22 protein-coding genes are annotated in these 20,994 nt (G+C 53.2%); 21 read left to right on the forward strand and 1 reads right to left on the reverse strand.

Translation table 11 applies throughout. From position 1 onward, the window contains the following. Position 1 precedes the first annotated feature (1 nt). The 7 genes from RUM_RS12200 to RUM_RS09160 all read left to right on the forward strand — a co-directional run bounded on the left by RUM_RS12200 (position 2) and on the right by RUM_RS09160 (position 11,067). Positions 2–1,510 (forward strand): dockerin type I domain-containing protein, encoded by a 1,509-nt coding sequence (locus RUM_RS12200; RefSeq protein WP_015558832.1) that lies wholly within the window; start codon positions 2–4, stop codon positions 1,508–1,510. 214 nt (positions 1,511–1,724) lie between these two features. Next, positions 1,725–2,945, forward strand: a complete 1,221-nt coding sequence (locus RUM_RS09135) for a phosphoglycerate kinase (protein WP_015558833.1) — start codon at positions 1,725–1,727, stop codon at positions 2,943–2,945. Between the two features lie 42 nt (positions 2,946–2,987). Continuing rightward, positions 2,988–3,755 carry a triose-phosphate isomerase gene (gene tpiA / locus RUM_RS09140; protein ID WP_015558834.1) on the forward strand — a complete coding sequence of 256 codons (768 nt, stop codon included), beginning with the start codon at positions 2,988–2,990 and terminating at the stop codon, positions 3,753–3,755. A 52-nt stretch (positions 3,756–3,807) separates the two neighbouring features. Next, entirely contained in the window at positions 3,808–5,325 is a 1,518-nt protein-coding gene (gene gpmI, locus RUM_RS09145) for a 2,3-bisphosphoglycerate-independent phosphoglycerate mutase (protein WP_015558835.1), read from the forward strand. Between the two features lie 166 nt (positions 5,326–5,491). Beyond that, entirely contained in the window at positions 5,492–6,850 is a 1,359-nt protein-coding gene (locus RUM_RS09150; protein WP_015558836.1) for a zinc ribbon domain-containing protein, read from the forward strand. 166 nt (positions 6,851–7,016) lie between these two features. Then, positions 7,017–7,916, forward strand: a complete 900-nt coding sequence (locus tag RUM_RS09155) for a glycosyltransferase family 8 protein (RefSeq protein ID WP_015558837.1) — start codon at positions 7,017–7,019, stop codon at positions 7,914–7,916. After that, positions 7,903–11,067, forward strand: coding sequence for a hypothetical protein (locus RUM_RS09160; RefSeq protein WP_015558838.1), 3,165 nt, complete (start codon positions 7,903–7,905; stop codon positions 11,065–11,067). Before RUM_RS09155 ends, RUM_RS09160 begins: the two co-directional genes overlap by 14 nt. 211 nt (positions 11,068–11,278) lie before the next feature. Here the strand turns inward: RUM_RS09160 and RUM_RS09165 are convergent, their stop codons facing one another. Beyond that, on the reverse strand, positions 11,279–12,034 hold the full coding sequence (locus RUM_RS09165; protein ID WP_015558840.1) for an N-acetylmuramoyl-L-alanine amidase: 756 nt from the start codon (positions 12,032–12,034) through the stop codon (positions 11,279–11,281). A 115-nt stretch (positions 12,035–12,149) separates the two neighbouring features. Between RUM_RS09165 and RUM_RS09170 the strand changes: the two genes are divergently transcribed. From RUM_RS09170 to RUM_RS09235, 14 genes are all read left to right on the forward strand, one after another. Further along, entirely contained in the window at positions 12,150–13,037 is an 888-nt protein-coding gene (locus RUM_RS09170; protein ID WP_015558841.1) for an ATPase, T2SS/T4P/T4SS family, read from the forward strand. Beyond that, positions 13,030–13,527: a stage III sporulation protein AB gene (locus tag RUM_RS09175; protein ID WP_015558842.1), complete on the forward strand. Its 498-nt coding sequence runs from the start codon at positions 13,030–13,032 to the stop codon at positions 13,525–13,527. The genes RUM_RS09170 and RUM_RS09175 overlap by 8 nt, the downstream gene beginning before the upstream one ends. 14 nt (positions 13,528–13,541) lie before the next feature. Then, positions 13,542–13,739 carry a stage III sporulation protein AC gene (spoIIIAC, locus tag RUM_RS09180; protein ID WP_015558843.1) on the forward strand — a complete coding sequence of 66 codons (198 nt, stop codon included), beginning with the start codon at positions 13,542–13,544 and terminating at the stop codon, positions 13,737–13,739. Beyond that, positions 13,733–14,125, forward strand: coding sequence for a stage III sporulation AC/AD family protein (locus RUM_RS09185; RefSeq protein WP_015558844.1), 393 nt, complete (start codon positions 13,733–13,735; stop codon positions 14,123–14,125). The genes spoIIIAC and RUM_RS09185 overlap by 7 nt, the downstream gene beginning before the upstream one ends. Further along, positions 14,122–15,243: a stage III sporulation protein AE gene (locus RUM_RS09190; protein ID WP_015558845.1), complete on the forward strand. Its 1,122-nt coding sequence runs from the start codon at positions 14,122–14,124 to the stop codon at positions 15,241–15,243. The genes RUM_RS09185 and RUM_RS09190 overlap by 4 nt, the downstream gene beginning before the upstream one ends. Before the next feature lie 10 nt (positions 15,244–15,253). Beyond that, a complete protein-coding gene (locus RUM_RS09195) occupies positions 15,254–15,709 on the forward strand; it encodes a hypothetical protein (protein WP_015558846.1) in 456 nt (151 codons plus the stop codon). After that, positions 15,703–16,236, forward strand: coding sequence for a hypothetical protein (locus RUM_RS09200; protein ID WP_015558847.1), 534 nt, complete (start codon positions 15,703–15,705; stop codon positions 16,234–16,236). The genes RUM_RS09195 and RUM_RS09200 overlap by 7 nt, the downstream gene beginning before the upstream one ends. 46 nt (positions 16,237–16,282) lie before the next feature. Next, positions 16,283–16,843 (forward strand): SpoIIIAH-like family protein, encoded by a 561-nt coding sequence (locus tag RUM_RS09205; RefSeq protein ID WP_015558848.1) that lies wholly within the window; start codon positions 16,283–16,285, stop codon positions 16,841–16,843. A 112-nt stretch (positions 16,844–16,955) separates the two neighbouring features. Continuing rightward, the gene (locus tag RUM_RS09210; RefSeq protein WP_015558849.1) at positions 16,956–17,291 is read left to right on the forward strand and encodes an Asp23/Gls24 family envelope stress response protein; all 336 of its coding nucleotides are present in this window, start codon (positions 16,956–16,958) and stop codon (positions 17,289–17,291) included. 31 nt (positions 17,292–17,322) lie between these two features. Next, positions 17,323–17,739 (forward strand): transcription antitermination factor NusB, encoded by a 417-nt coding sequence (nusB, locus tag RUM_RS09215; RefSeq protein ID WP_015558850.1) that lies wholly within the window; start codon positions 17,323–17,325, stop codon positions 17,737–17,739. Positions 17,740–17,741: 2 nt separating this feature from the next. Further along, positions 17,742–18,692 carry a tRNA (adenosine(37)-N6)-threonylcarbamoyltransferase complex transferase subunit TsaD gene (locus RUM_RS09220; protein ID WP_041326384.1) on the forward strand — a complete coding sequence of 317 codons (951 nt, stop codon included), beginning with the start codon at positions 17,742–17,744 and terminating at the stop codon, positions 18,690–18,692. After that, complete coding sequence (gene xseA / locus RUM_RS09225; protein WP_015558851.1) at positions 18,689–19,897, forward strand: exodeoxyribonuclease VII large subunit; 1,209 nt, start codon at positions 18,689–18,691, stop codon at positions 19,895–19,897. The genes RUM_RS09220 and xseA overlap by 4 nt, the downstream gene beginning before the upstream one ends. After that, positions 19,887–20,072 carry an exodeoxyribonuclease VII small subunit gene (gene xseB, locus RUM_RS09230; RefSeq protein ID WP_015558852.1) on the forward strand — a complete coding sequence of 62 codons (186 nt, stop codon included), beginning with the start codon at positions 19,887–19,889 and terminating at the stop codon, positions 20,070–20,072. Before xseA ends, xseB begins: the two co-directional genes overlap by 11 nt. Continuing rightward, positions 20,069–20,962: a polyprenyl synthetase family protein gene (locus RUM_RS09235; RefSeq protein WP_015558853.1), complete on the forward strand. Its 894-nt coding sequence runs from the start codon at positions 20,069–20,071 to the stop codon at positions 20,960–20,962. Before xseB ends, RUM_RS09235 begins: the two co-directional genes overlap by 4 nt. The last annotated feature ends 32 nt before the right edge of the window (positions 20,963–20,994 follow it).

Here is a 20,994-nt window from a genome sequence, read left to right on the forward strand (position 1 = left end):
TATGCGATTGACCAAGCAATTTGCCCGGATCGCTGCTGTGGGAGCGGCAGCGTGTGTATTGAATGTTTGTATGCCTATGCAGGCGTTCGGCTTACAAACCAGTGGTGTGATCCGTGTAACAGGCTTTGAATCAGCAAAGGCTGTGGATTCGGACAGCTATGACGCCATGCGGCAGATCGTGACTGCTGCGTGGGATTCCATGGAGGAGTCAGCAGATCTGACCAAGCTGAAGATCCGCCGGGATGATTTCAAACCGGCTATGCGGCAGCTGATGATGGACACGCCTGCATACTTTTTTGTAGAGCACAGCTATCAATTTTCTTATTCTTCTTCCAGCGGATGCATCACAAAGGTGTATTTTACTTACAACTGCACAGAGGATGAGGTTGTCCAGAAGCGTGCAGAATACGATGATGCAAAACAGGCAATCCTGAATCAGGTGGATCCGGAATGGTCCGATGTGGAGAAGGCACTGTTTCTGCACGATACCATCGTTGCCACCACCAGTTATGATCTGACCTACAGCAACTATGATGCCTATGATGTGCTGGTGAGCCATGAAGCCGTGTGTCAGGGGTATGCGCTGGCGTATATGGATCTGATGCGGGAGGCTGGCGTGGATTGCTACTACCTTGCCAGCGATGAACTGAATCACGCCTGGAATATGGTGGAGATCGATGGGAGCTACTATCATGTAGATGCCACCTGGGACGATCCGACGCCGGATCAGCTGGGGTATGTACGCCACAAGAATTTCCTGTGTACGGACGAGGAGATCCGGGCACTGGAGCATGACGCTTCCGACTGGCAGGTCACCGGCTTTGATGCCCCGCCGGAGGCCTCCGACACCCGGTTTGTGGATTCCTTCTGGGATGAGTCCGTTGCACCCATCGTGCCCATCAACGGCAACTGGGCAACAGTTTTGTATGATTCGGCAAATTATGAGGGTAAGCTGAATCTGTATCGTTACAACAGCGAGGATCACACAGCCGAGGAAACGCTTTGCACCACCATCGATGAAAAGTGGTATGTCAGCGGGAACGCAGGCTCCTACTGGCTGAATGTGTACAGCGGACTTGGCACATGGGAAGGTCGGCTGTATTACGGTACAGCTAATACCATCTACAGCATTCTGCCGGACGGCACTGACAAACAGGCATTCTATACGCTTACGGAGCAGGAAGCTGACCAGGGCAGCATCTATGGCATAACGGTGGATAACACTGGCTATTTACGGTATTCTATCAACGAAAAGCCCAATACAGAGGGCGTTATTTATGGAATTCAGCTGGAACAGACGAATCCGCCGACCCCAGACCCTGTTCTGGGAGATCTGGATGGAGACAGACAGGTCAGCGTTGCGGATATGGTACTGCTGCGGCGGTATCTGATCGGCAAGCCGGATCTGACAGAGGATGCAGCCGTAACGGCGGATCTCAATGCGGATAACAAGATCAATGCAATCGATCTGGTACTGCTCAAGAACATTCTCCTGAATCAGGAGGCATAAACGGTTCGGGCATCTGAGTCCGGATTCCGATGCAGCATATGCCGGAGACTTCGGGCGAATTGAACAAATTCGTCCGTTGTTTTTCTGCTTTTTTTTCAGAAAATTTCGCGTCGGGGTCTTGTAAATTCCAATGGAATAGTGTAAAATATGGGGTAGGGTTGTTAAAAAACTAACAGCGGCTATTCACAATCATAAACAGAAAGGATGTCTTACAATGGCAGGTTTAAACAAGGTTTCCGTGGATGATATCAACGTAAAGGGCAAGCACGTTCTCGTGCGCTGTGATTTCAACGTTCCCCTTAAGGATGGGGTTATCACCAACGACAACCGGATCCAGGCTGCTCTTCCCACCATCAAGAAGCTGATTGCTGACGGAGGCAAGGTTGTACTGTGCTCCCACCTGGGCAAGCCGAAGAACGGTCCGGAGGATAAGTTCTCTCTGGCACCGGTTGCAAAGCGTCTGGCTGAGCTGGTAGATACCAAGGTGATCTTTGCAAAGGACGACAACGTTGTTGGCGAAAATGCCAAGAAGGCTGTTGCAGAAATGAAGGACGGGGAGATCGTTCTGCTGGAGAACACCAGATTCCGCAGTGCAGAGGAGACCAAGAACGGGGAGGCTTTCTCCAAGGAGCTGGCTGATCTGGTAAACGATGAAGTATTTGTCATGGACGCATTCGGTTCTGCACACCGTGCGCATGCTTCTACTGCCGGCGTGACCAAGTTTGTGAAGGAGACCGCTGTGGGCTATCTGATGCAGAAGGAGATTCAGTACCTGGGCAATGCTGTCGAGGTTCCGGTTCGTCCCTTCGTTGCCATTCTGGGCGGCGCAAAGGTTGCAGACAAGCTGAACGTAATCTCCAATCTGATCGAAAAGTGTGATACTCTGATCATTGGCGGCGGTATGGCTTACACCTTCCTGAAGGCAAAGGGCTACGAGGTTGGTACTTCTCTGGTTGACGATGAGAAGGTTTCATACTGCAAGGATATGATGGACAAGGCTGCAGCAGCAGGCAAGCAGCTCCTGCTCCCCATTGATACCACTATCGCAAAGAGCTTCCCGGATCCCATCGATGCTGAGATCGAGGTTGCAGTGGTTGACGCTGACAAGATCCCGGCTGATCAGATGGGTCTGGATATCGGCACCAAGACCCAGCAGCTGTTTGCGGACGCAGTGAAGAGCGCAAAGACCGTTGTATGGAACGGACCGATGGGCGTATTTGAGAACCCGACACTGGCAAAGGGCACCATTGCAGTGGCTAAGGCATTGGCTGAAACTGACGCTACTACCATCATCGGCGGCGGCGATTCCGCAGCAGCCGTTATGCAGTTGGGCTTTGCTGACAAGATGAGCCACATTTCCACCGGCGGCGGCGCATCCCTGGAATACCTGGAAGGCAAGGTTCTGCCGGGCGTTGCAGCAATCGCTGACAAGTAATCCCTTACTGGATGAATCTATAGATTAGGAGTCATAATCATCATGAATAAAGCATTGAGACAGGCAGTTATTGCCGGTAACTGGAAGATGAACAAGAACAGAGCAGAGGCTGCTGAGCTGATCAACGCACTCAAGCCCATTGCTGCTGACAAGACCTGCGGTGTAATCATTTGCGTTCCGTACACCAATCTGGAAACCGCACTGGAGTTGACCAAGGGTACCAATATCAAGGTCGGCGCTGAGAACTGCCACTTCAAGAAGAGTGGCGCATTCACCGGTGAAATTTCCGCTGATATGCTCAAGGAAATGGGCGTGGAGTATGTAATCATCGGTCATTCCGAGCGCAGACAGTACTTTGCTGAAACGGATCTGACCGTCAACAGAAGAACCAAGGCTGCATTGTCTGCCGGTCTGAAGGTGATTCTGTGTGTTGGCGAAATGCTGGCGGAGCGTGAGGATGGTATTACAGAGGATGTGGTAGAGCTCCAGACTGTTGCAGCATTCACCGGCATTTCCGCTGAGGATGCAAAGAACGTGATCATCGCTTACGAGCCTGTATGGGCAATCGGCACCGGCAAGACCGCAACTGCTGACCAGGCAGAGGAGGTTTGCGGCTTCATCCGCAAGGTGGTTGCCAATAAGTACGGCAAGGAGATTGCAGACGGCATGACCATTCAGTACGGCGGTTCTATGAATGAAAAGAACTGCGCTGAACTGCTGGCAAAGGAGGACATCGACGGCGGTTTGATCGGCGGTGCTTCCCTGGTGGCTGAAAAGTTCGGCGTTCTGCTGGCTGAGGCTTCTAAGTAAATTTGCAGTGGGGCGGACGTTGTTCGCCCCATTTGAGTAAAGGATGGAAAGTATGAGCAAAAAACCTATTGCACTGATTATCATGGACGGATTCGGCATCAACCCGGACACCTACGGCAATGCCATTAAGGCGGCTGCAACCCCTTACCTGGACAGCTATTTTGCAAACTGCCCCAATACCACCATCGGCGCATCCGGCATGTGTGTTGGTCTGCCGGATGGTCAGATGGGCAACTCTGAGGTTGGTCACACCAACATTGGCGCCGGTCGTATCGTGTACCAGGAGCTGACCCGGATCACCAAGTCCATTCAGGATGGTGATTTCTTTACCAACGAGGCTCTTACCGGAGCGGTGGAGAACTGTAAGAAGAACGGCAGCGCCCTTCATCTGATGGGTCTGCTGTCCAGCGGCGGCGTGCACAGCCACAACTCCCACCTGTATGGTCTGCTGGAGCTTGCAAAACGTGCAGGTCTGACCAAGGTGTATGTACACTGTTTCATGGACGGTCGTGACGTTCCTCCCTCCAGTGGCAAGGATTTCATTGTGGAGCTGCAGGAGAAGATGCAGGAGATCGGCGTGGGCGAGATCGCAACCATCAGCGGCAGATACTACGCAATGGACCGGGATCACAACTGGGATCGTGTGCAGAAGGCATATGACGCCATGGTTAACGGCAAGGGCAACCAGTGCCCCTGTGCAAAGCAGGCGATGGAGGATTCCTACGCTGCTGAGGTGACCGATGAATTCGTTGTGCCTACCGTCATCAACAAGGATGGGATGGTGCATTCCGGTGACAGCGTGATCTTCTTCAACTTCCGCCCCGACCGTGCCCGTGAGATCACCCGTACCTTCGTTGATCCGGCATTTGACGGCTTTGCACGGGAGAAGCTGGATGTGTATTTCGTATGCTTTACCCAGTATGATGCTACCATGCCTAACGTGGAGATCGCTTTCAAGCCCCAGTCCTTGAAGAATACCTTTGGTGAATATGTATCCGAGCATGGTCTGACCCAGCTGCGGATTGCAGAAACCGAAAAATATGCACATGTTACCTTCTTCTTCAATGGCGGTGTGGAAAAGCAGTATCCCGGTGAGTCCCGGATTCTGGTTGACTCTCCGAAGGAAGTTGCAACCTACGATCAGAAGCCGTCCATGAGCGCTTATGAGGTTGCAGTGAAGGCGATCAATGCCATCAATGCAGATACGCTGGATGTGATTATTCTGAACTTTGCAAACTGCGATATGGTTGGTCATACCGGCGTGTTTGATGCGGCAAAGGCAGCTGTGGAAGCTGTGGATACCTGCGTTGGATCTGTTGTGAAGGCTGTGACCGATCACGGCGGCGTTGCATTGATCACTGCGGATCACGGCAATGCAGACAAAATGTATGAGGCAGACGGTTCTCCCTTTACTGCGCATACTACCAATGTGGTTCCCTTTATCGTAGTGGGTAGAAATGATGTAAAGCTGCGGGAAGGCGGCGTACTGGCGGACATTGCTCCCACCATGCTCAAGCTTTTGAATATGGAACAGCCGGAGGAAATGACCGGAAAGTCCATCATTCTCTGATTAATTCGTCTCAATCTGCGGAGAGATCTTTTGGGTCTCTCCGCTTTTTGTGTTCACAGATTATAAGCAATAAGTTTACATTGTATCCGCTTTGCTCGCCTGGATTCGTTTGACTTTGCGGGGGAGGTATGATATAATAAATTAAATAATGCTTGGAGGGAACAATATGCAATGTGAGAAATGCGGCGGTGAACTGAATGAGAAGGGCCGATGCCATGTGTGCGGCGAAAAGAAACGACGTTCAAAGGGGTACGTTGTAGGGCATTCCTTTTTGCTGGTGCTGGCAACTTTGATCCTGGTGAATCATCTGATCGCATGTGCCACTGCACGGGTGTTGTTGAATAAGGATGTGATCCACAAAGCGCTGGAGAATGTGAAGTTTTCTACGGTGGATGTGATGCATGATGAAGAAAAAATGACTCTGGCAGAGTACATACGCCGGGAATATGTAACAGATCCGGCAGTCACCACCGGAGATGTGGAGGCTGTGCTGAACCAGATGAACCTGGAAGCCCTGGCAATGCGTAAGCTGGACAACTATCAGAATTACTACCGGGGGACGGAAGATACGCTGGAGACCATCACGCCCCAGGAGATTGTGGATATACTCGACAAGAACCAGGCAATGATCCAGGAGAAGCTACAGATTGAAATCACCCAGGCGGACAAGGATACGCTGGTGGCAGAAATGCAGGATTCCTGTACCGCATACAATGAAGGTGTGGTGCGGTACTACAACACCGGAATCGGAAGGTTCTGGAACCGGTTGCAGCTGAATCTTTGGTTCATGCTGGGTGAACTGGTGCTGCTGGTTGTGATTTTGGTTCGCTGGTGCGTGCTGTTTTGCAGCGGCAGAGGCCGGGCAGCACATGGTATCCGTGCGTTTGCCATTACGCTGCTGGTTCCTTCTGGCATATACACTTTGGGCGGCGTTGGCGGATATGTGGCTGCAAAGTATCTGTTTCAGGAACTGCCTGTTCTGGCGGACATTACCTCCGGTGCATCAGCACCCCTGCTGATGTTCGGCGGCATTGGCGTCTTGGCTGCCGTGTTTATGCTGATTCTGGCTTCCATGATTCTGTCGCTGACCAAGAAGCCTGCGGCAGAGCCGGAGATTCTTTCCGAGATTCCGGCAGCTGCGCCTGAATGCGTGGAAGCACCCATGCAGGAGCCTGTGCCCGTTGTAGCTGGTGTATCCGAAGAGCCTGCGCCCCTGTCCGCTGCATCTGAGACACCGACTGGGGAAGCGCTAACGTCTACGGCATCAGAGGAGGAACCGTCTGCTGAGATTCCTGACGATGCGCCCACTGGGGATACATCCGTGCCTGAGGAGGCAGCCGCTCCGACAGGGGAACCGATTGCTCCTGTGGAAGAACTGCCCGCTGAACCGGCAGCAGCATCTCCAATCGAGACAACTCCGGAACAGGAGTCTGCCCCTGCATTCTGCAAGGAATGCGGAACACAGATTCTCCAGCCCGGCGTGCAGAAATTCTGCATCAAGTGCGGAAAGAAACTGGATTCATAATGATGAAAGAAGTCCTGCATCTTCGGATGCGGGACTTCTTATATGCTTTATCGTATGGGAGTACTTGAAAAATTCACAGGATGCTGTTGCTTTTTTTAATAGAATGTGTTACAATAGCTTATAAGAATATGCTCCAATTTTATATCTTGATAAGGCGGTGACAGCAATGGAAGCGATTCAACCATCTTTTGCGCCGGTGAATATCTGCTACGCATGCAGCGATAGCTACACACCCTATCTGGGGGTCAGCCTGTATTCTCTGCTGCGCAACGCAAACCCCAAGCGGCTGTACGATATTCTGGTTCTCCACCGGGAGATTCAGGCGTCCAACCGGGTCATGATTCGGCGGATTGCCCGCCGGTATCCGAATGTGAAGCTTCGGTTTGTGAATCTCAATCGGTATGACGAAGCGCTGCGTTCTGACCTGGGTAGCTATTACACCATTGAAACCAATTACCGTCTCTTTCTGCTTTCGGAGCTGTTTGCATCCTATCGGCGTATGATCTACCTGGATACGGACACGGTGGTTACCGGGGATATTTCCAGGCTGTTTGACATTCCTCTGGAGGGTTGTGCGCTGGGTGCGGCGCCGGATGTGGGCGTGCAGATCTTAAAGCATACCAAGCGGGCGGTGTTCTGCGGCAATATGCCCTACAATATCACGGATTATGTCAAGCAGGTGCTGCATCTGCCCGGGACGGACGGATATTTCAACGCAGGGGTGCTGCTGCTGGATCTTGCCGCATGCCGGGAGCTTGTGACCTTTGAACAGGTTTGCCGGACTTTGCACAGCAATCAGTTATACTATAATGACCAGGATGTGCTGAACATTCTGTTTCATGAGCATGTAAAGCTGCTGGATGTGTCCTGGAACTACACCAATAACATAGCCATGGAGCGAAGGGATCCGGAACGACAGGCGCTTGTTGCGCCCTATCTGCGGGATAACTACTCGGTCGTACATTACATCAGTGCGAACAAACCCTGGAATGCTGAAGTTCCCTTGGGGGAGCTTTATCATAAATATCAAAATGAAAAGGAAGCGTATGAGAATGGAAAAAAATAAACGCAGCACACTCAGAAAAAAGATTGTCGGCATTCTCTGCATTGCCGCCATGACAGCAAGCCTTGCTACCGGCATGGCGATGTCCGTTATGGCTGTGCCGGAACAGGCAGCGACTCCGGAAATCGTGACTGAGGCTGTTTCTTTGCCCCAGTATGCATCCACCTCTGTGATGGATGAGGCAAACGCCATCCAGATCACCCTGGGAGCGGATCTGATCGAAAACAACCGGATCAGTCTGAACCTGGATCAGGACGGGGCAACCTATGTCATCTCCGGCAGCAACTACATCAATGACGCTTATGTGGACACAACGATTACTGTACCAGGTCGCACAACGGTACATGTGATTTTTGACGGTGTGGACATAAAAAATGATGACGGAGAAATCGGCTGCGGCGGAAGTTACGGCACAGTGGATCTGCTGGACATTAGAGGAACTATGAATGTGTACACCAAGGCGGATTCCACCTTGGCATTCCGAACCTGCTCCTTTACCGGTGCGATGAATTTCAACAGCTATGGGGAGCAGAGCGGAAAGCTGACTCTGACGAATGTTGACGGTGAAGCTATAAGCTTCAATGAAGACATAAATGGCCCATTGTTCAACATGTTTGGAGGCAACGTTGCATTTGATGTGGGCAGTCATAATAATTTACCGTTTTATACAAAGTACAATATGTCCGGCGGAACGCTCTATTTAAAAGCATTCTATCTTCCCACGAACTTTGTACTCACCGGCGGGACTTTGATCAATGATGTTATGTTTGACTGGGGTGGACCTGCGAGAAATGCAGCAGGACAGGAACTGCACAATTACACGGTTACTCTGCCGGATATCACCGCTCCCACAGCCATTACCCAGATGGGCGGCTCTGCCTGGTCAGGACTCTATACGGACGAAACAGGCGAGGTCACCCTGTGGACACCGGAGACATTCACTACCAATGACGAGGTATATTACTTCTATACTGCAGATACCTGCTACAAGCTGTTCATGGAAAATTCCGAGATCGTCGTTGAAAAGCTGGATGCAGCAGTACATACTGTAACCTTCAATATGCCGGACGGTTCTACCCGTTTGATTCAGATTTATGACGGTGGCAACGTGGAGCTGCCCGCAGTGCCGGAGGGCTGTACTGTTGCATACTCCACTGAGGACGGCGAATTTGACGGACAGAACATCACCAAGGACTATACAGTCAATGTTCAGCAGTTTTGCCCGATCGTCATTGACGGTGTGGTTCAGGAGCCGGTGCTTTATGGCACGGTGTTTACCTTGCCGGATGGACAGGGTTACGCAGATCAGAACGGCAAGGTCTACACGGAACGTCTGGTGATACAGGAGCCTATGACCTTGTATACGGTTAAGGCAGCGGTGAAGGAAAATGAATCCTACGTTGCGATTGAAAACCAGGAGGATATCCGGGCATATAATGCGCTGCTGGACAAAGGCGTCAGTGCGAATGCGCTGCTGCTGAACGATGTGACCATGCCTTCGGATCTTATAATCGGCAATGGGAACAATGCATACACTGCAACCTTTGACGGGAACGGGTATATCATGACGGTGGCATATACGGATGAAAGCGCAAATGCAGCAGCACCCTTTGGCGTTCTTGGTAGCAGTGGTGTGATCCGTAATTTGCACGTAGATGGTGAAGTGATTGCAGTTACAAACGCAGGCGGAATTGCTTTGTCTGCTAATAATAACGCAAGGATTGAAAACTGCACCAGTAGTGTGAATGTTAAGCTGCTGGGTAACAGCACACAATCCGGATCCAGTATTATAGCGGTACAAGCAGGTGGCTTTGTGGGCGGTTCGGATACCGGAGTGTACTTTACCAACTGCCTGTTTGACGGAACGGTGACCCACGCAAGCGTGGAGAACAGTCTGGCATATCTGGCAGGATTTTCTGGCTATGCAACTAATGGTTCTAATTTTACCAATTGCCTGATGCTTGGTACGGTGCAGGGGAACGAGGGAGATGAAACCTCTGCGTTTTATGGACGTGGCAGAACAAGTACGCTGGAAGCATATTACGACTCCAGTCTGACATTTACCAGAGAGCAGGGTAATGGACTGACTGAGGAGCAGCTTTCCGGCGGCGAAGCGGCTTATCGGCTGGGAGAAGCCTGGGGGCAGGTACTGGGTCAGGAAAGCAGACCTCGGGTAGGTGGTTCCAGAGTGTACCAGATCAATGTGTATGCGGACTGCAAGGCAGATACCGTACCCACTACCGCTTATTCCAATACCAATGCGGACATTCGCCCGGCACATCAGTATCAAGACGATAAGTGCAGCGTATGTGGTAACTTTGAGGACGGCATCGGCGCGCAGCTGCTGGGTAACAGCCTGACCATCGACAACAGTGCAATCCGGTTGAACGTGTATATGGGGCTGGACGAATCCGTTCAGAACCCGGAAGAAACCTACATGCAGTTTACCACACCGGATGGTAAGGTAGAAAAGCAGTATCTGCGTGATGCAACGCTCAATACGGACGGCAGCTATACCTTCTATTGCATGGTACCGGCACAGTACATCCACGAGAAATACACGGTACAGATATTCGCAGCCAAGGGAGAGGGTAAGATTTATCACTGCTCCGTTGAGGAATATCTGAACACAATCCTGGAAAACAAGGACAACAATGCGGAATACGCCGCTGCCGCAGACCTGGTTCAGGCATTATCTAACTACGGTACTTATGCAAAGGCATACTTTGATCCGGATGCGGATCCGATTCCCATGACGGAGGAAATGGAGCAGTTATCCATTCCGGACTGTCGGCCCAATACGCTGAACGATCTGCCGGAGGGCATCTCCTACTACGGCTTTAGTCTGGTGCTGAATTCCCAGGTGACCATGCGTCATTACTTTGTTGTGGAGGATCCCGCCCTTGCAGAGCAATATAACATGAAGCTCAGAAGCGGCAAGTACTACATGATTGAAGTGGATTACAGCATGTCCGAGCTGCGGACGGACAAACTCATCCGTGTGGGAGACTGGAGCATTACTTGTATGCCGTTAAGCTATGTACAGGCAGCGTGCGAGCAGTCTAAAGATGAAAAACTGATCGCACTGGTAAAATCCCTTTACCTGTATGATAATGAGGTATACACCTACAATCTGAATAAAGGAGGGGAATAAGCATGAAGGAAGCGTACAGCAAGCCGGAACTGGAAATCGTGGAGTTTGCATGTGACGATGTGATCACCACAAGCGATCCGTTTGATCCGGACGAAAACGAACTGCCGGTATTCAAGTAATACCAGCCAACAAAGAAAGCGCCTCATTTGAGGCGCTTTCTTTTTTCCAAACAGCCGGAACAGGTCTGCATGCACCTGCGCCGGCTGTTTATTTATGCGGATTCTCCGTTGGTGAGGGTGATGAAATCCCCGTTGGCATAGCCAAGCTGTCCATCGTAGGACACCACATACCAGTTTTCCACCGCCCCGTAGATCTGAACGGCGCTGCCGTCCGGAATGCTGCCAAGAATGCTGCCTTCCATAGAAGGATATCCACGCAGATTCAGGGCGGAACCGTCTGCCGTGACGATGCCGGTACGGATGCCGGAGGGCTCGTTGAAGGGAATGCCGAAATAATCCGCCAGGGACTGGGCAATATTGGCGGCTATGGGCTGCAGATTTCCTTTGATCCAGGCTGCATCCTCCGGATTGTCGTGATAACCGACCTCCGCCAGCACTGCAACTGCTCTGGTCTGGGTTACCTCCCCAAGACTTGTGGTGGCAAGCGCATTGCTCCGCTGGGGCAGGGGATAGATGCTCTTGAAATTGTTTGCCATAATAGTTGCCAGCCGTTCGCTGTTGTAGCTGACCGGGGAATAGTACACATCAATACCCCGGAGCTGTCCTGCCAGGGATTCCGGTGCTGCATTGGTGTGCAGTGCCAGATGCACATCATAGTATCCGGCGTTGGAATCCCGGATCGCGCCGAGTACGTTCCGGTCCGGATCGTTCCGTACAAAGGATATGCCGCTGGCAAGCAGATAGGGCTCCAGGGCATCCGCCAGCAGATTCATATACTGCTCTTCGTTTCCGCCGTTTACATAGGTATTCCACTCCTGGGTGGACGGACTTAAAAAAATACGGGGCATAGTGTTCCTCCTCATGATGGCTGTATTCTATATGCATTCTATGCGTCGGAGCGGCTTTACAGAACCGGCATAACCTTGTCCGGTGCAGCATATAGTGTGACAGGAGGCGATGAGCATGCAGAAAGGAACAGGACTGAACCTTGGGCTTCGGTATGTGCCTGAGAGCACCGCCCAGGGAATCCGGCGGCTGCCGGAGCATCAGCAGGCGCAGATCCAGGAGATCCGGCTTCGGGTACAGCAACTGCCCCGGATCTATGACGGAAGAACGGAGCAGCCTCTGCCGGGTTGTGAACCGCTGCGGCAGGCGCAGCTTCAGGCGTGTCTGAAAACTGCCTGCGCCGATTCCTTGTACAGCTTTCAGCGAGAGCTATCCCAGGGCTTTGTCACGGTAGAAGGCGGCAACCGGATCGGGTTTTGCGGCAATGGGGTGATCCGGGACGGGGAAGTGGAAACCATCCGGTATGTGAGCAGTTTGAATATCCGGATTGCAAAACAGGTGCTTGGCTGCGGACAGGCTCTTTATGAGAAGCTTTTTGCACAGGGTCGGCAGAGTGTGCTGCTGCTGGGGCCTCCCGCCAGCGGCAAGACCACCATGCTTCGGGATTTATGCCGACTGCTTGGCAGCAGGTACCGGGTCAGCGTGGTAGACGAGCGTGGAGAATTGGCTGCATGCCGACAGGGGATTCCCACTCATGATCTTGGTGCCATGACGGATGTGTTTGACGGCTACCCCAAGGCACAGGGCATGCAAATCGCACTGCGTGTGATGACCCCGGATTACATTATCTGCGATGAGTTGGGCAGCGAAGCCGAAACGACCGCTGTGCTGGCATCCATGAACAGCGGCGTATCCATTCTTGGCACTGCCCATGCCGGAAGCCTAGCCCAGGCGGAGCGACGTCCGCAGCTGCGTTGTTTGTTGGAGGCAGGCGTGTTCCGGTGGGCAGTGCTTCTGGGAGGATGCGGACAGGTAGTCGGCATCCAGCGACTACAGCATGATTAAGCTGTTGGGACTTCTGCTGGTGGTAGGTACCGGCGGCATGCTGGGCTTACAGAAAGCAAAGCAGCTCCAGAACCAGGCTGCATGGCTGGCAGCACTGGAAGGATTCCTTCGGAGCATGCAGACCGAGATCCGCTATCTGGCACCACCCCTGGAGCAACTGCTTTCCCAATTGTACGCACAGCCTGCATACCAATCACTGACCTTTCTGTCCGGTACAGCATCCTATCTGGGGCAGATGCCGTTCGGACAGGCATGGAGTCGGGCGGTCAGGGAAGCGTGTTCGCACCGGGAGGCAAAGCAGGTGCTGCTGCAGCTGGGGGGAGAGCTGGGGAATTCGGATATTGATGGGCAGCTTGCAGCCATTGGTCTGGCGGAGGAACGGATACATATGCTGCTGGAGAGTGCCAGACAGCAAAGCCGGGAAAAGGGAAAACTGTGTACAGCCATGGGCACGCTGCTGGGTACGCTGGCGGCGATTTTGCTGGCATAGCGGAGGGACGGAAGATGAACATAGACCTGATTTTTAAAATTGCCGGGATCGGAATCATTGTGGCAGTGCTGAATCTGGTGCTCAAGCGGGCGGAGCGGGAGGAACAGGCTATGCTTACCACCCTTGCGGGGCTGATCGTGGTGTTGATGATGATCGTCAACGAAATCGCCGCTTTGTTTGATACTATCAAAACGGTATTCGGCCTATGGTGAATACCCTGTTTGCAGTGGCGGCACTGTGCATGACCTCGGTACTGCTGTGCAAGGTGCTGGAGCGCTATGCCAGGGAACAGGCTGTGATGCTGACCATTGGCACGGCGGCTGGAGTGCTTCTTCTGTTGTTGACTATGCTGGAGCCGCTGTTGACTCAAATCCACCAGTTATTCCAGGTGGCGGGTCTGCCCGATACCTACATTGCAGTGCTGTGGAAGGCGCTTGGCATTTGTTATGTGACCCAGCTTGCCGGGGATGTGTGCCGGGATAGCCGGGAGGAGGCGCTGTGTTCCGTGGTGCATATGGCGGGGAAAATTGCATTGATGGTACAGGCACTGCCTCTGATCCGGGGGCTGATGTCCATGATTTCGGAGGTGCTGGGATGAGAAAAATACTGCTGTTGGCAGTGATGCTTGTGATATGGTTTCTGCCGGGGATTCCGGTATCGGCGGATACCCAGGAGGAGATTTTGGCGCAAAGCGGTGCGGATTCCATTGCGGTGGACGAGCAGACCGGCTCCTTTCTGGAGGATCATGCCATTTCCTTCACCGATCCCCAAAGCGTACTGACCCTTTCACCAAAGGAGCTGCTTTGTTCCATGTGGAACACATTCCGTGCCCAGCTGGCAGCACCTCTCCGGCTCTTTTTCACGTTAGGGCTTGTGGTGATTTGCAGCGCATTCACCTCCGGGTTGGGGGATACCATTTCTGACCGGGGCTTGTCCGGGGCATACGGCTTCCTGGTGGCCATGGTTGCGGTTTCCGTACTGCTGACTCCTATGGAGCAGTGCTTTTTCATGGTGTCGGATACCATGGAATCCGGCAGCCGGTTCATGCTGTCCTTTGCGCCGGTGCTGTCCTCCATTCTTGCGGCAGGAGGGGGCGTGGTGTCTGCTTCCGTGTATCAGCTTGCGGTATTCTCCCTGGCGGAACTGGCAGTACAGCTTACCTGCATGTATCTGATGCCTCTGCTGCGGATCCTGCTTGCACTGGGGATCATGGATGCGGTACATCCCGATTTTTCCTTTGGCAGCATCATCCGAGGGGTCAAACGGGTGGCACAGTGGGGGCTTGGATTGGTCATGACGTTGTTTGTGGGCTTACAAACGGTACAGGGTATGGTTTCCGCCTCCGCTGATACAGTTGCCACCAAAGCCACCAAATTCATGCTTTCCAGCTGTGTGCCGGTGGTGGGAGGTGCAGTTTCGGATGCATACACCACCTTGCGTGGCAGCGTGGGGGTTCTGCGCAGCGGTGTGGGAGGCGTTGGGATCCTTGCCCTTGGCGCCATGGTACTGCCCCCCATCCTGTTGTTGGGGCTGTATCGTCTGTCTGTACTGGCGGCAGGTACTCTGGCGGAGCTGGCAGGGGTCCGCTCTCTAAGCAAGCTGCTGCATAGTCTGGAGCAGGTGCTGTCCCTGGCGCTGGGCATGCTGTGTACGTTCGTTTTTCTGTTGCTGTTGTCCACAGCCATTGTGATAATTGCCGGCGGAACCGGCGGGTAAAGGAGGAAGTATGGAAACATGCAGACAGGCGGCGCTATGCGCCTGTGCAGTGAGTCTTGCTTACGGGATTCTCTCCCACCTGATGCCAACAGAGCGATTTGCAAAGCAGCTGCGGCTGATACTGACCCTGCTGTTGTTGATCGCATTGATCCAGCCCTTTTTGCGGCAGGATGTTTCTTTGCCTGCCCTGGCGATCCAGGAGGATTCACAGTCGGCATATACACAGCAGTATACCCAGGCACTGACCCGGCAGACAGAGGCACATCTGGCGGATGCCCTGCTGGAGCAGCTGGAGGCAGCCGGGGTAGCATGTCAAAAAGTACAGGTGGAAATACATATTGATCAGCAGGGCGGCATAGATATTAGGGAAGTCCGATTGCAGTGCGCAGACTTTCAGGCTGCCGTGACCCAACTGCACCGAACCCTTGGAGCAGATATAACGATAACAGAGGTGGACGTATGGTAGCATGGCTTGAAAGATGCAAGGCATTGTGGAAGCGAACCGGGCGAACGACCTGGATCGTGCTGATGGGAGTGGCAGGCATGCTGCTGATCTTTCTTTCCGGCATAGGCGGGGGCAAAGCAGAGGAAATATCCCAGGAGCCGATGCAGACCGGCAGTCAGCAAACAGAGGATGCCTACCGGACGGCAGCGGAACAGGAACTGACAGAACTGCTGGGACAGATCCGTGGCGTGGGCAGGGTGCATGTCATGCTGCGGATCTCCGGCAGCGAGACCCAGGTCTATGCCACAGAGCAGAAAACCGAAACGGACGGCAGCCGCACCAGCCGGGAGTCCAAGCATGTACTGATCGGCAGCGGCAATGCCCAGTCCGCATTGGTGGAGCAGATCCAGGCGCCCCGGATCATCGGGGCAGTGGTGGTTTGCGAGGGAGGTGACAGCATTCAGGTCAAGGAGCAGATCTATCAGGCGGTGTCAGTGGCGTGCAGCATCTCCACTGCGCAGATTTATGTAGCAGCCATGAAATCCTAGGATACCATACCGGATACGATTCCGGATCTAGAAAGGAGCAGTTCTTATGAAAAAACCAAACCTGATCATCGGGAAGAAGCAGATCATCCTTTCCTGTCTGACATTGATGCTGGCCATTGCAGTGTATGTGAATTATGTGCTGAGTGACCAGAGTCTGGCTGATCCCTCCGTCAGCACCAATGCGCCGGTGGTGGGACAGCAGGCAGAGGAGCAAAGCGGCAATTATGGGGACACCCAGTTTGTCAATGGCAGCAGCACCGCCGATTACTTTGCCCAGGCACGACTGGAAAAGCAGACCAGCCGGGATAATGCGGTACAGACCTTGCAGAGCATTATGGGGGGCGGCGATTTGTCCGAGGATGAAATGGTGACAAATGCTATCAACGCAGTGGAACTGTCCAAGCTGGTGGAGAGTGAGGGAAACATCGAATCCCTCATCAAGGCTCAGGGCTTTAACGAGTGTGTGGTATATCTGGACGGCACCAGCGCCAAGGTAGTTGTGCAGACCGATGGCATGGAAGCAGCCCAGGCAGCAGCCATCAAGGACATTATTTTGGGGGAGGTTTCGGTTCCCGCAGAAAATATCAGAATTTTTGAGGTAAAGTAGTTGTTTCTTCCGAACTTTTTTGGTATAATATAAATTAGGAATGTATATTCGCAGGAGAAGGCGATGCAAACCGGTTTCTCCTGCTCTATCTTTCAGTGATGGAGGTCATAAAATGGAACAGGAAACAAAAACAAACGTAGGGGATCTGCGGATCTCCGAGGCAGTGATTGTGAAAATGGCGAATTATGCAATTGCAGAGGTTGCCGGCGTGGACAGTCTTGCTGTCAGAAAGTCTGTTTTTAAGAAAAAGGCAGCTCCCATTCAGGTACATTTGATGGGGGATGTGGTGGAGATCACTGCGTACATTATTGTAAAATACGGCTGCCGTGCAACCACCGTTGCAGAACAGGTGCAGCAGACCGTCAAGGATCAGGTGCAGACCATGACGGGGATCGCAGTGTCCAAGGTCAATGTTGTTGTGGCAGGCATTGCTTTTGAGAAAAAATAACTGCCCCGAACGTTGAAATTGGAGGATATCTATGAGCAGTATGACCAGACGTGAAGTGCGTGACTGTGCATTCAAACTGATTTTTGAAAAGCTTTTGCGGGATGATCCCATTGAGGAACTGTATGCCATTGCAGACGAGGTGGATGAAATCACCGTAAACGATCAGGTGCGGGAGCTTGTGGAAGGCACCCTGGACAAAACTGAGGAGCTTGACCGGATTATTTCCGAATATAGCTCCAAACGAGGGCTGTCCCGGATCGCAAAGATCAACATTGCGGTGCTGCGCATTGCCCTGTATGAGATCCTGTATGATGAAAAGACACCGATGAATGCGGCAATCAATGAGGCAGTGCAGCTGTCTCAGACTTATGCCCAGCAGGAGGATGTGTCCTTTGTCAACGGTGTGCTTGGGGCATATGCCCGGGCGCACAGCAGCGAAGAAGGCTGACGGTGGCACGGTTCCTGGGCATCGATACCAGTAATTACACCACCTCTGCTGCCTTGTATGACACGGAGCAGTGCCGGATCTACCAGGCAAAGCGCCTGCTGCCGGTGAAACCCGGAGAAGCGGGACTGCGCCAGAGTGATGCAGTGTTTCATCATACCCGGCAGCTACCCCAGATCATGGACGAGCTGTTTTCCCAGACACCGCCCATGTTTGATGCCATTGGCGTATCCGCCCGGCCTCGCAGCGGGGAGGAGTCCTATATGCCCTGTTTTCTCTGCGGAGAAGGGATCGGTTCCATATTGGCTGGCACCCATCAGGTGCCCCTGTATCGAACCTCTCACCAGATCGGGCATATTCTGGCAGCATTGTATTCGGCGGATGCGATGCATCTGCTGCAAGCACCCTTTCTTGCCTTCCATGTCAGCGGCGGCACCACGGACTGCGTATTGTGTACGCCGGATCCGGCGCAGCGCCTTCGCATAGAACCGGTTTCCACCAGCCTGGATCTGAAAGCGGGACAAGCTGTGGATCGGGTGGGGCTGATGCTGGGTCTGCAGTTTCCCTGCGGACCGACTCTGGAGCAGTTGGCAATGCAGTGTGACCCCCTGCCCACGCATCCCCGTCCGGTGATGAAAGGGCTGAACTGCTGTCTGTCCGGTTTGCAGAATCAATGTCAGCATTTGCTGGATCAGGGAACACCTGCGCCCCAAATCGCTCTGTATTGTCTGATGGCAATTGCCGAAACCGTGTATGCCATGACAAAGGCCGCCTTTGGAGTATACGGACAGCTGCCGGTGGTGTATGCAGGCGGTGTTATGTCCAATCAGCTGATCCGCCGGGAGATCTGTCGGCATGGAACAGCATATTTTGCTGCGCCGGCATTTTCCTGTGACAATGCAGCAGGTGTTGCTGTGTATGCGGCTCTGTCAGCAGAAGAAGGGAAACAGCCATGATTATGTTTACGGTTTCGGAGCTGAACCGATATATTGCATTTCAGCTCAAAGGGGATGCCCGGCTGCAGGGAATCCTGCTTCGGGGAGAAATCTCCAATTTCACCTGCTACCGGAAATCCGGTCACTGTTATTTCACCTTAAAAGATGCAGATTCCGCAGTGAAAGCGGTGATGTTTGCCAGCTATGCGTCCAAGCTGCGCTTTGATCCCCGGGACGGCATGCGAGTGATCGCCGTCGGCTCCGTGGGGGTGTTTGAGCGGGATGGCGCTTATCAGGTTTATGTGAACGATTTGCAGCCGGATGGGGTTGGTGCCAACTACATTGCTTTTTTGCAGCTGAAGGAAAAGCTGTCCGGACTTGGATACTTTGATGAAGCGGCAAAGCAATCCCTTTCGGCGCTGCCGAAGAAAATCGGTGTCATCACCTCTCCGGAGGGTGCCGCATTGCAGGACATTTTGCATATTATCGGGCGGCGATGCCCCATTGCAGAGGTGGTGGTGTATCCTGCTATGGTGCAGGGAGAACAGGCACCCGGAACCATTGCTGCCGCAGTGCAGCAAGCATCCCAAAGCGATTGCGATGTACTGATCCTGGGCAGGGGCGGCGGCTCTGCGGAGGATTTACAAGCGTTCAATACGGAAGCTGTTGCAAAGGCAATTCACGATTGTCCCATTCCCCTCATCAGTGCAGTGGGGCATGAAACCGATTACACCATTGCGGATCTGACTGCGGATATGCGTGCGCCCACTCCCTCTGCTGCTGCCGAGCTTGCAGTGCCCACCATGGAGCAGCTGCGGAATGGGGTGGATGCTTTGAATCATCGGCTGGCAGACGGCATGGAGCATCGGCTCAGCCAGGCGGAACGCAGCCTACAGGCGCTCAGACAGCGGTTGGCGGTATGCTCCGTAGAGGGACGGCTGAATTTGTGGCAGGAACGGCTGGAACAGATGCAAAACCGGCTGAATCAAAGCGCCGCAAACGGCATCGCCCGCAGGGAGGCGCAGCTGATGCAGCAGCTTGCCCGACTGGATTCCTTGAGTCCGGTGAAGGTGCTTACCCGGGGCTATGCCCTGGTTTATCATGAAAACAAGCTGATTACCAGTGTGCAGCAGGCTGCACCCGGGGATGAGCTTCATATACGCCTGGGGGACGGAGAGATCCAAGCCGTCGTGCAGGCACCTACAGGAGAGTCATATGGAATTTGAAAAGAATATGCAGCGTTTGTCAGAAATTGTAGCCAGGCTGGAACAGGGCGATCTGACTCTGGAGGAGTCGGTTGCATTGTACGAAGAGGGCGTGAAGCTCAGTGCCGCATGCAGTCAGGCTCTGGAACAGGCAAAGCTGAAGGTAACCATTCAACAGGAGGGCAAAACGTCATGAACGAAACAAATCTGCGTCAGATGGAATCGGATATAGAATGGATCGAACGGGAATTGCAGCATTGCTGCCGTACCAAGCCGGAAACCAATCCACAGGCAAAGGTGCTGGAGGCAATGCGGTATTCTCTGGAGGCAGGCGGCAAGCGGATTCGTCCTTTGCTGGTGCTGGCTTTTTGCCGTGCCTGCGGCGGAGATGTGCAGAAGGCGCTGAAACCGGCTCTTGCCATTGAGATGATACATACCTATTCGCTGATCCACGATGATCTGCCGGCCATGGATGACGATGACTACCGCCGGGGTAGGCTTTCCTGCCATAAAGCGTTTGATGAAGCCACTGCCATTCTGGCTGGGGATGCGCTGAACGTGCTGCCCTTTGAGCTGCTTTCCACGGATACCACATTGCCGGCGGAAACGCGTGTGTCCCTGATCGCTGAGCTGGCAAACGCAGCCGGTGCAGAGGGCATGATCGGCGGACAGGTAATCGACATTGCCAACGAGACTCGCACGGATGTGGATCAGAACAACCTGGTGAACATGTATGCGCACAAGACCGGCGCACTGATCCGGGTTGCATGCACCATGGGTTGTATGGTAGCCGGGGCAAATGACAAAATGCTGACTGCTGCTACGGAATACGCACAGCGGCTGGGACTTGCGTTCCAGATCGTGGATGATATTCTGGATGTGACCGGTACACCGGAGCTGTTGGGCAAGCCCATCGGCAGCGATGCAGCCCACCACAAGACTACATTTGTGACCCTGTTGGGGCTGGAAGGTGCCAAGGCGGAAGCATCCCGTTTGACGGAGGAGGCACTGCGGCTGCTGGAGGATATTCCGGAGCACCAGTTCCTGACAGATCTGACAGAAGCGCTGCTTAACCGCAATTACTGATAAAGGAGTACGGATTTTTTCGGAAAATACAT

The sequence above is a fragment of the Ruminococcus champanellensis 18P13 = JCM 17042 genome (assembly GCF_000210095.1).
GTDB lineage: Bacteria > Bacillota > Clostridia > Oscillospirales > Ruminococcaceae > Ruminococcus_F > Ruminococcus_F champanellensis.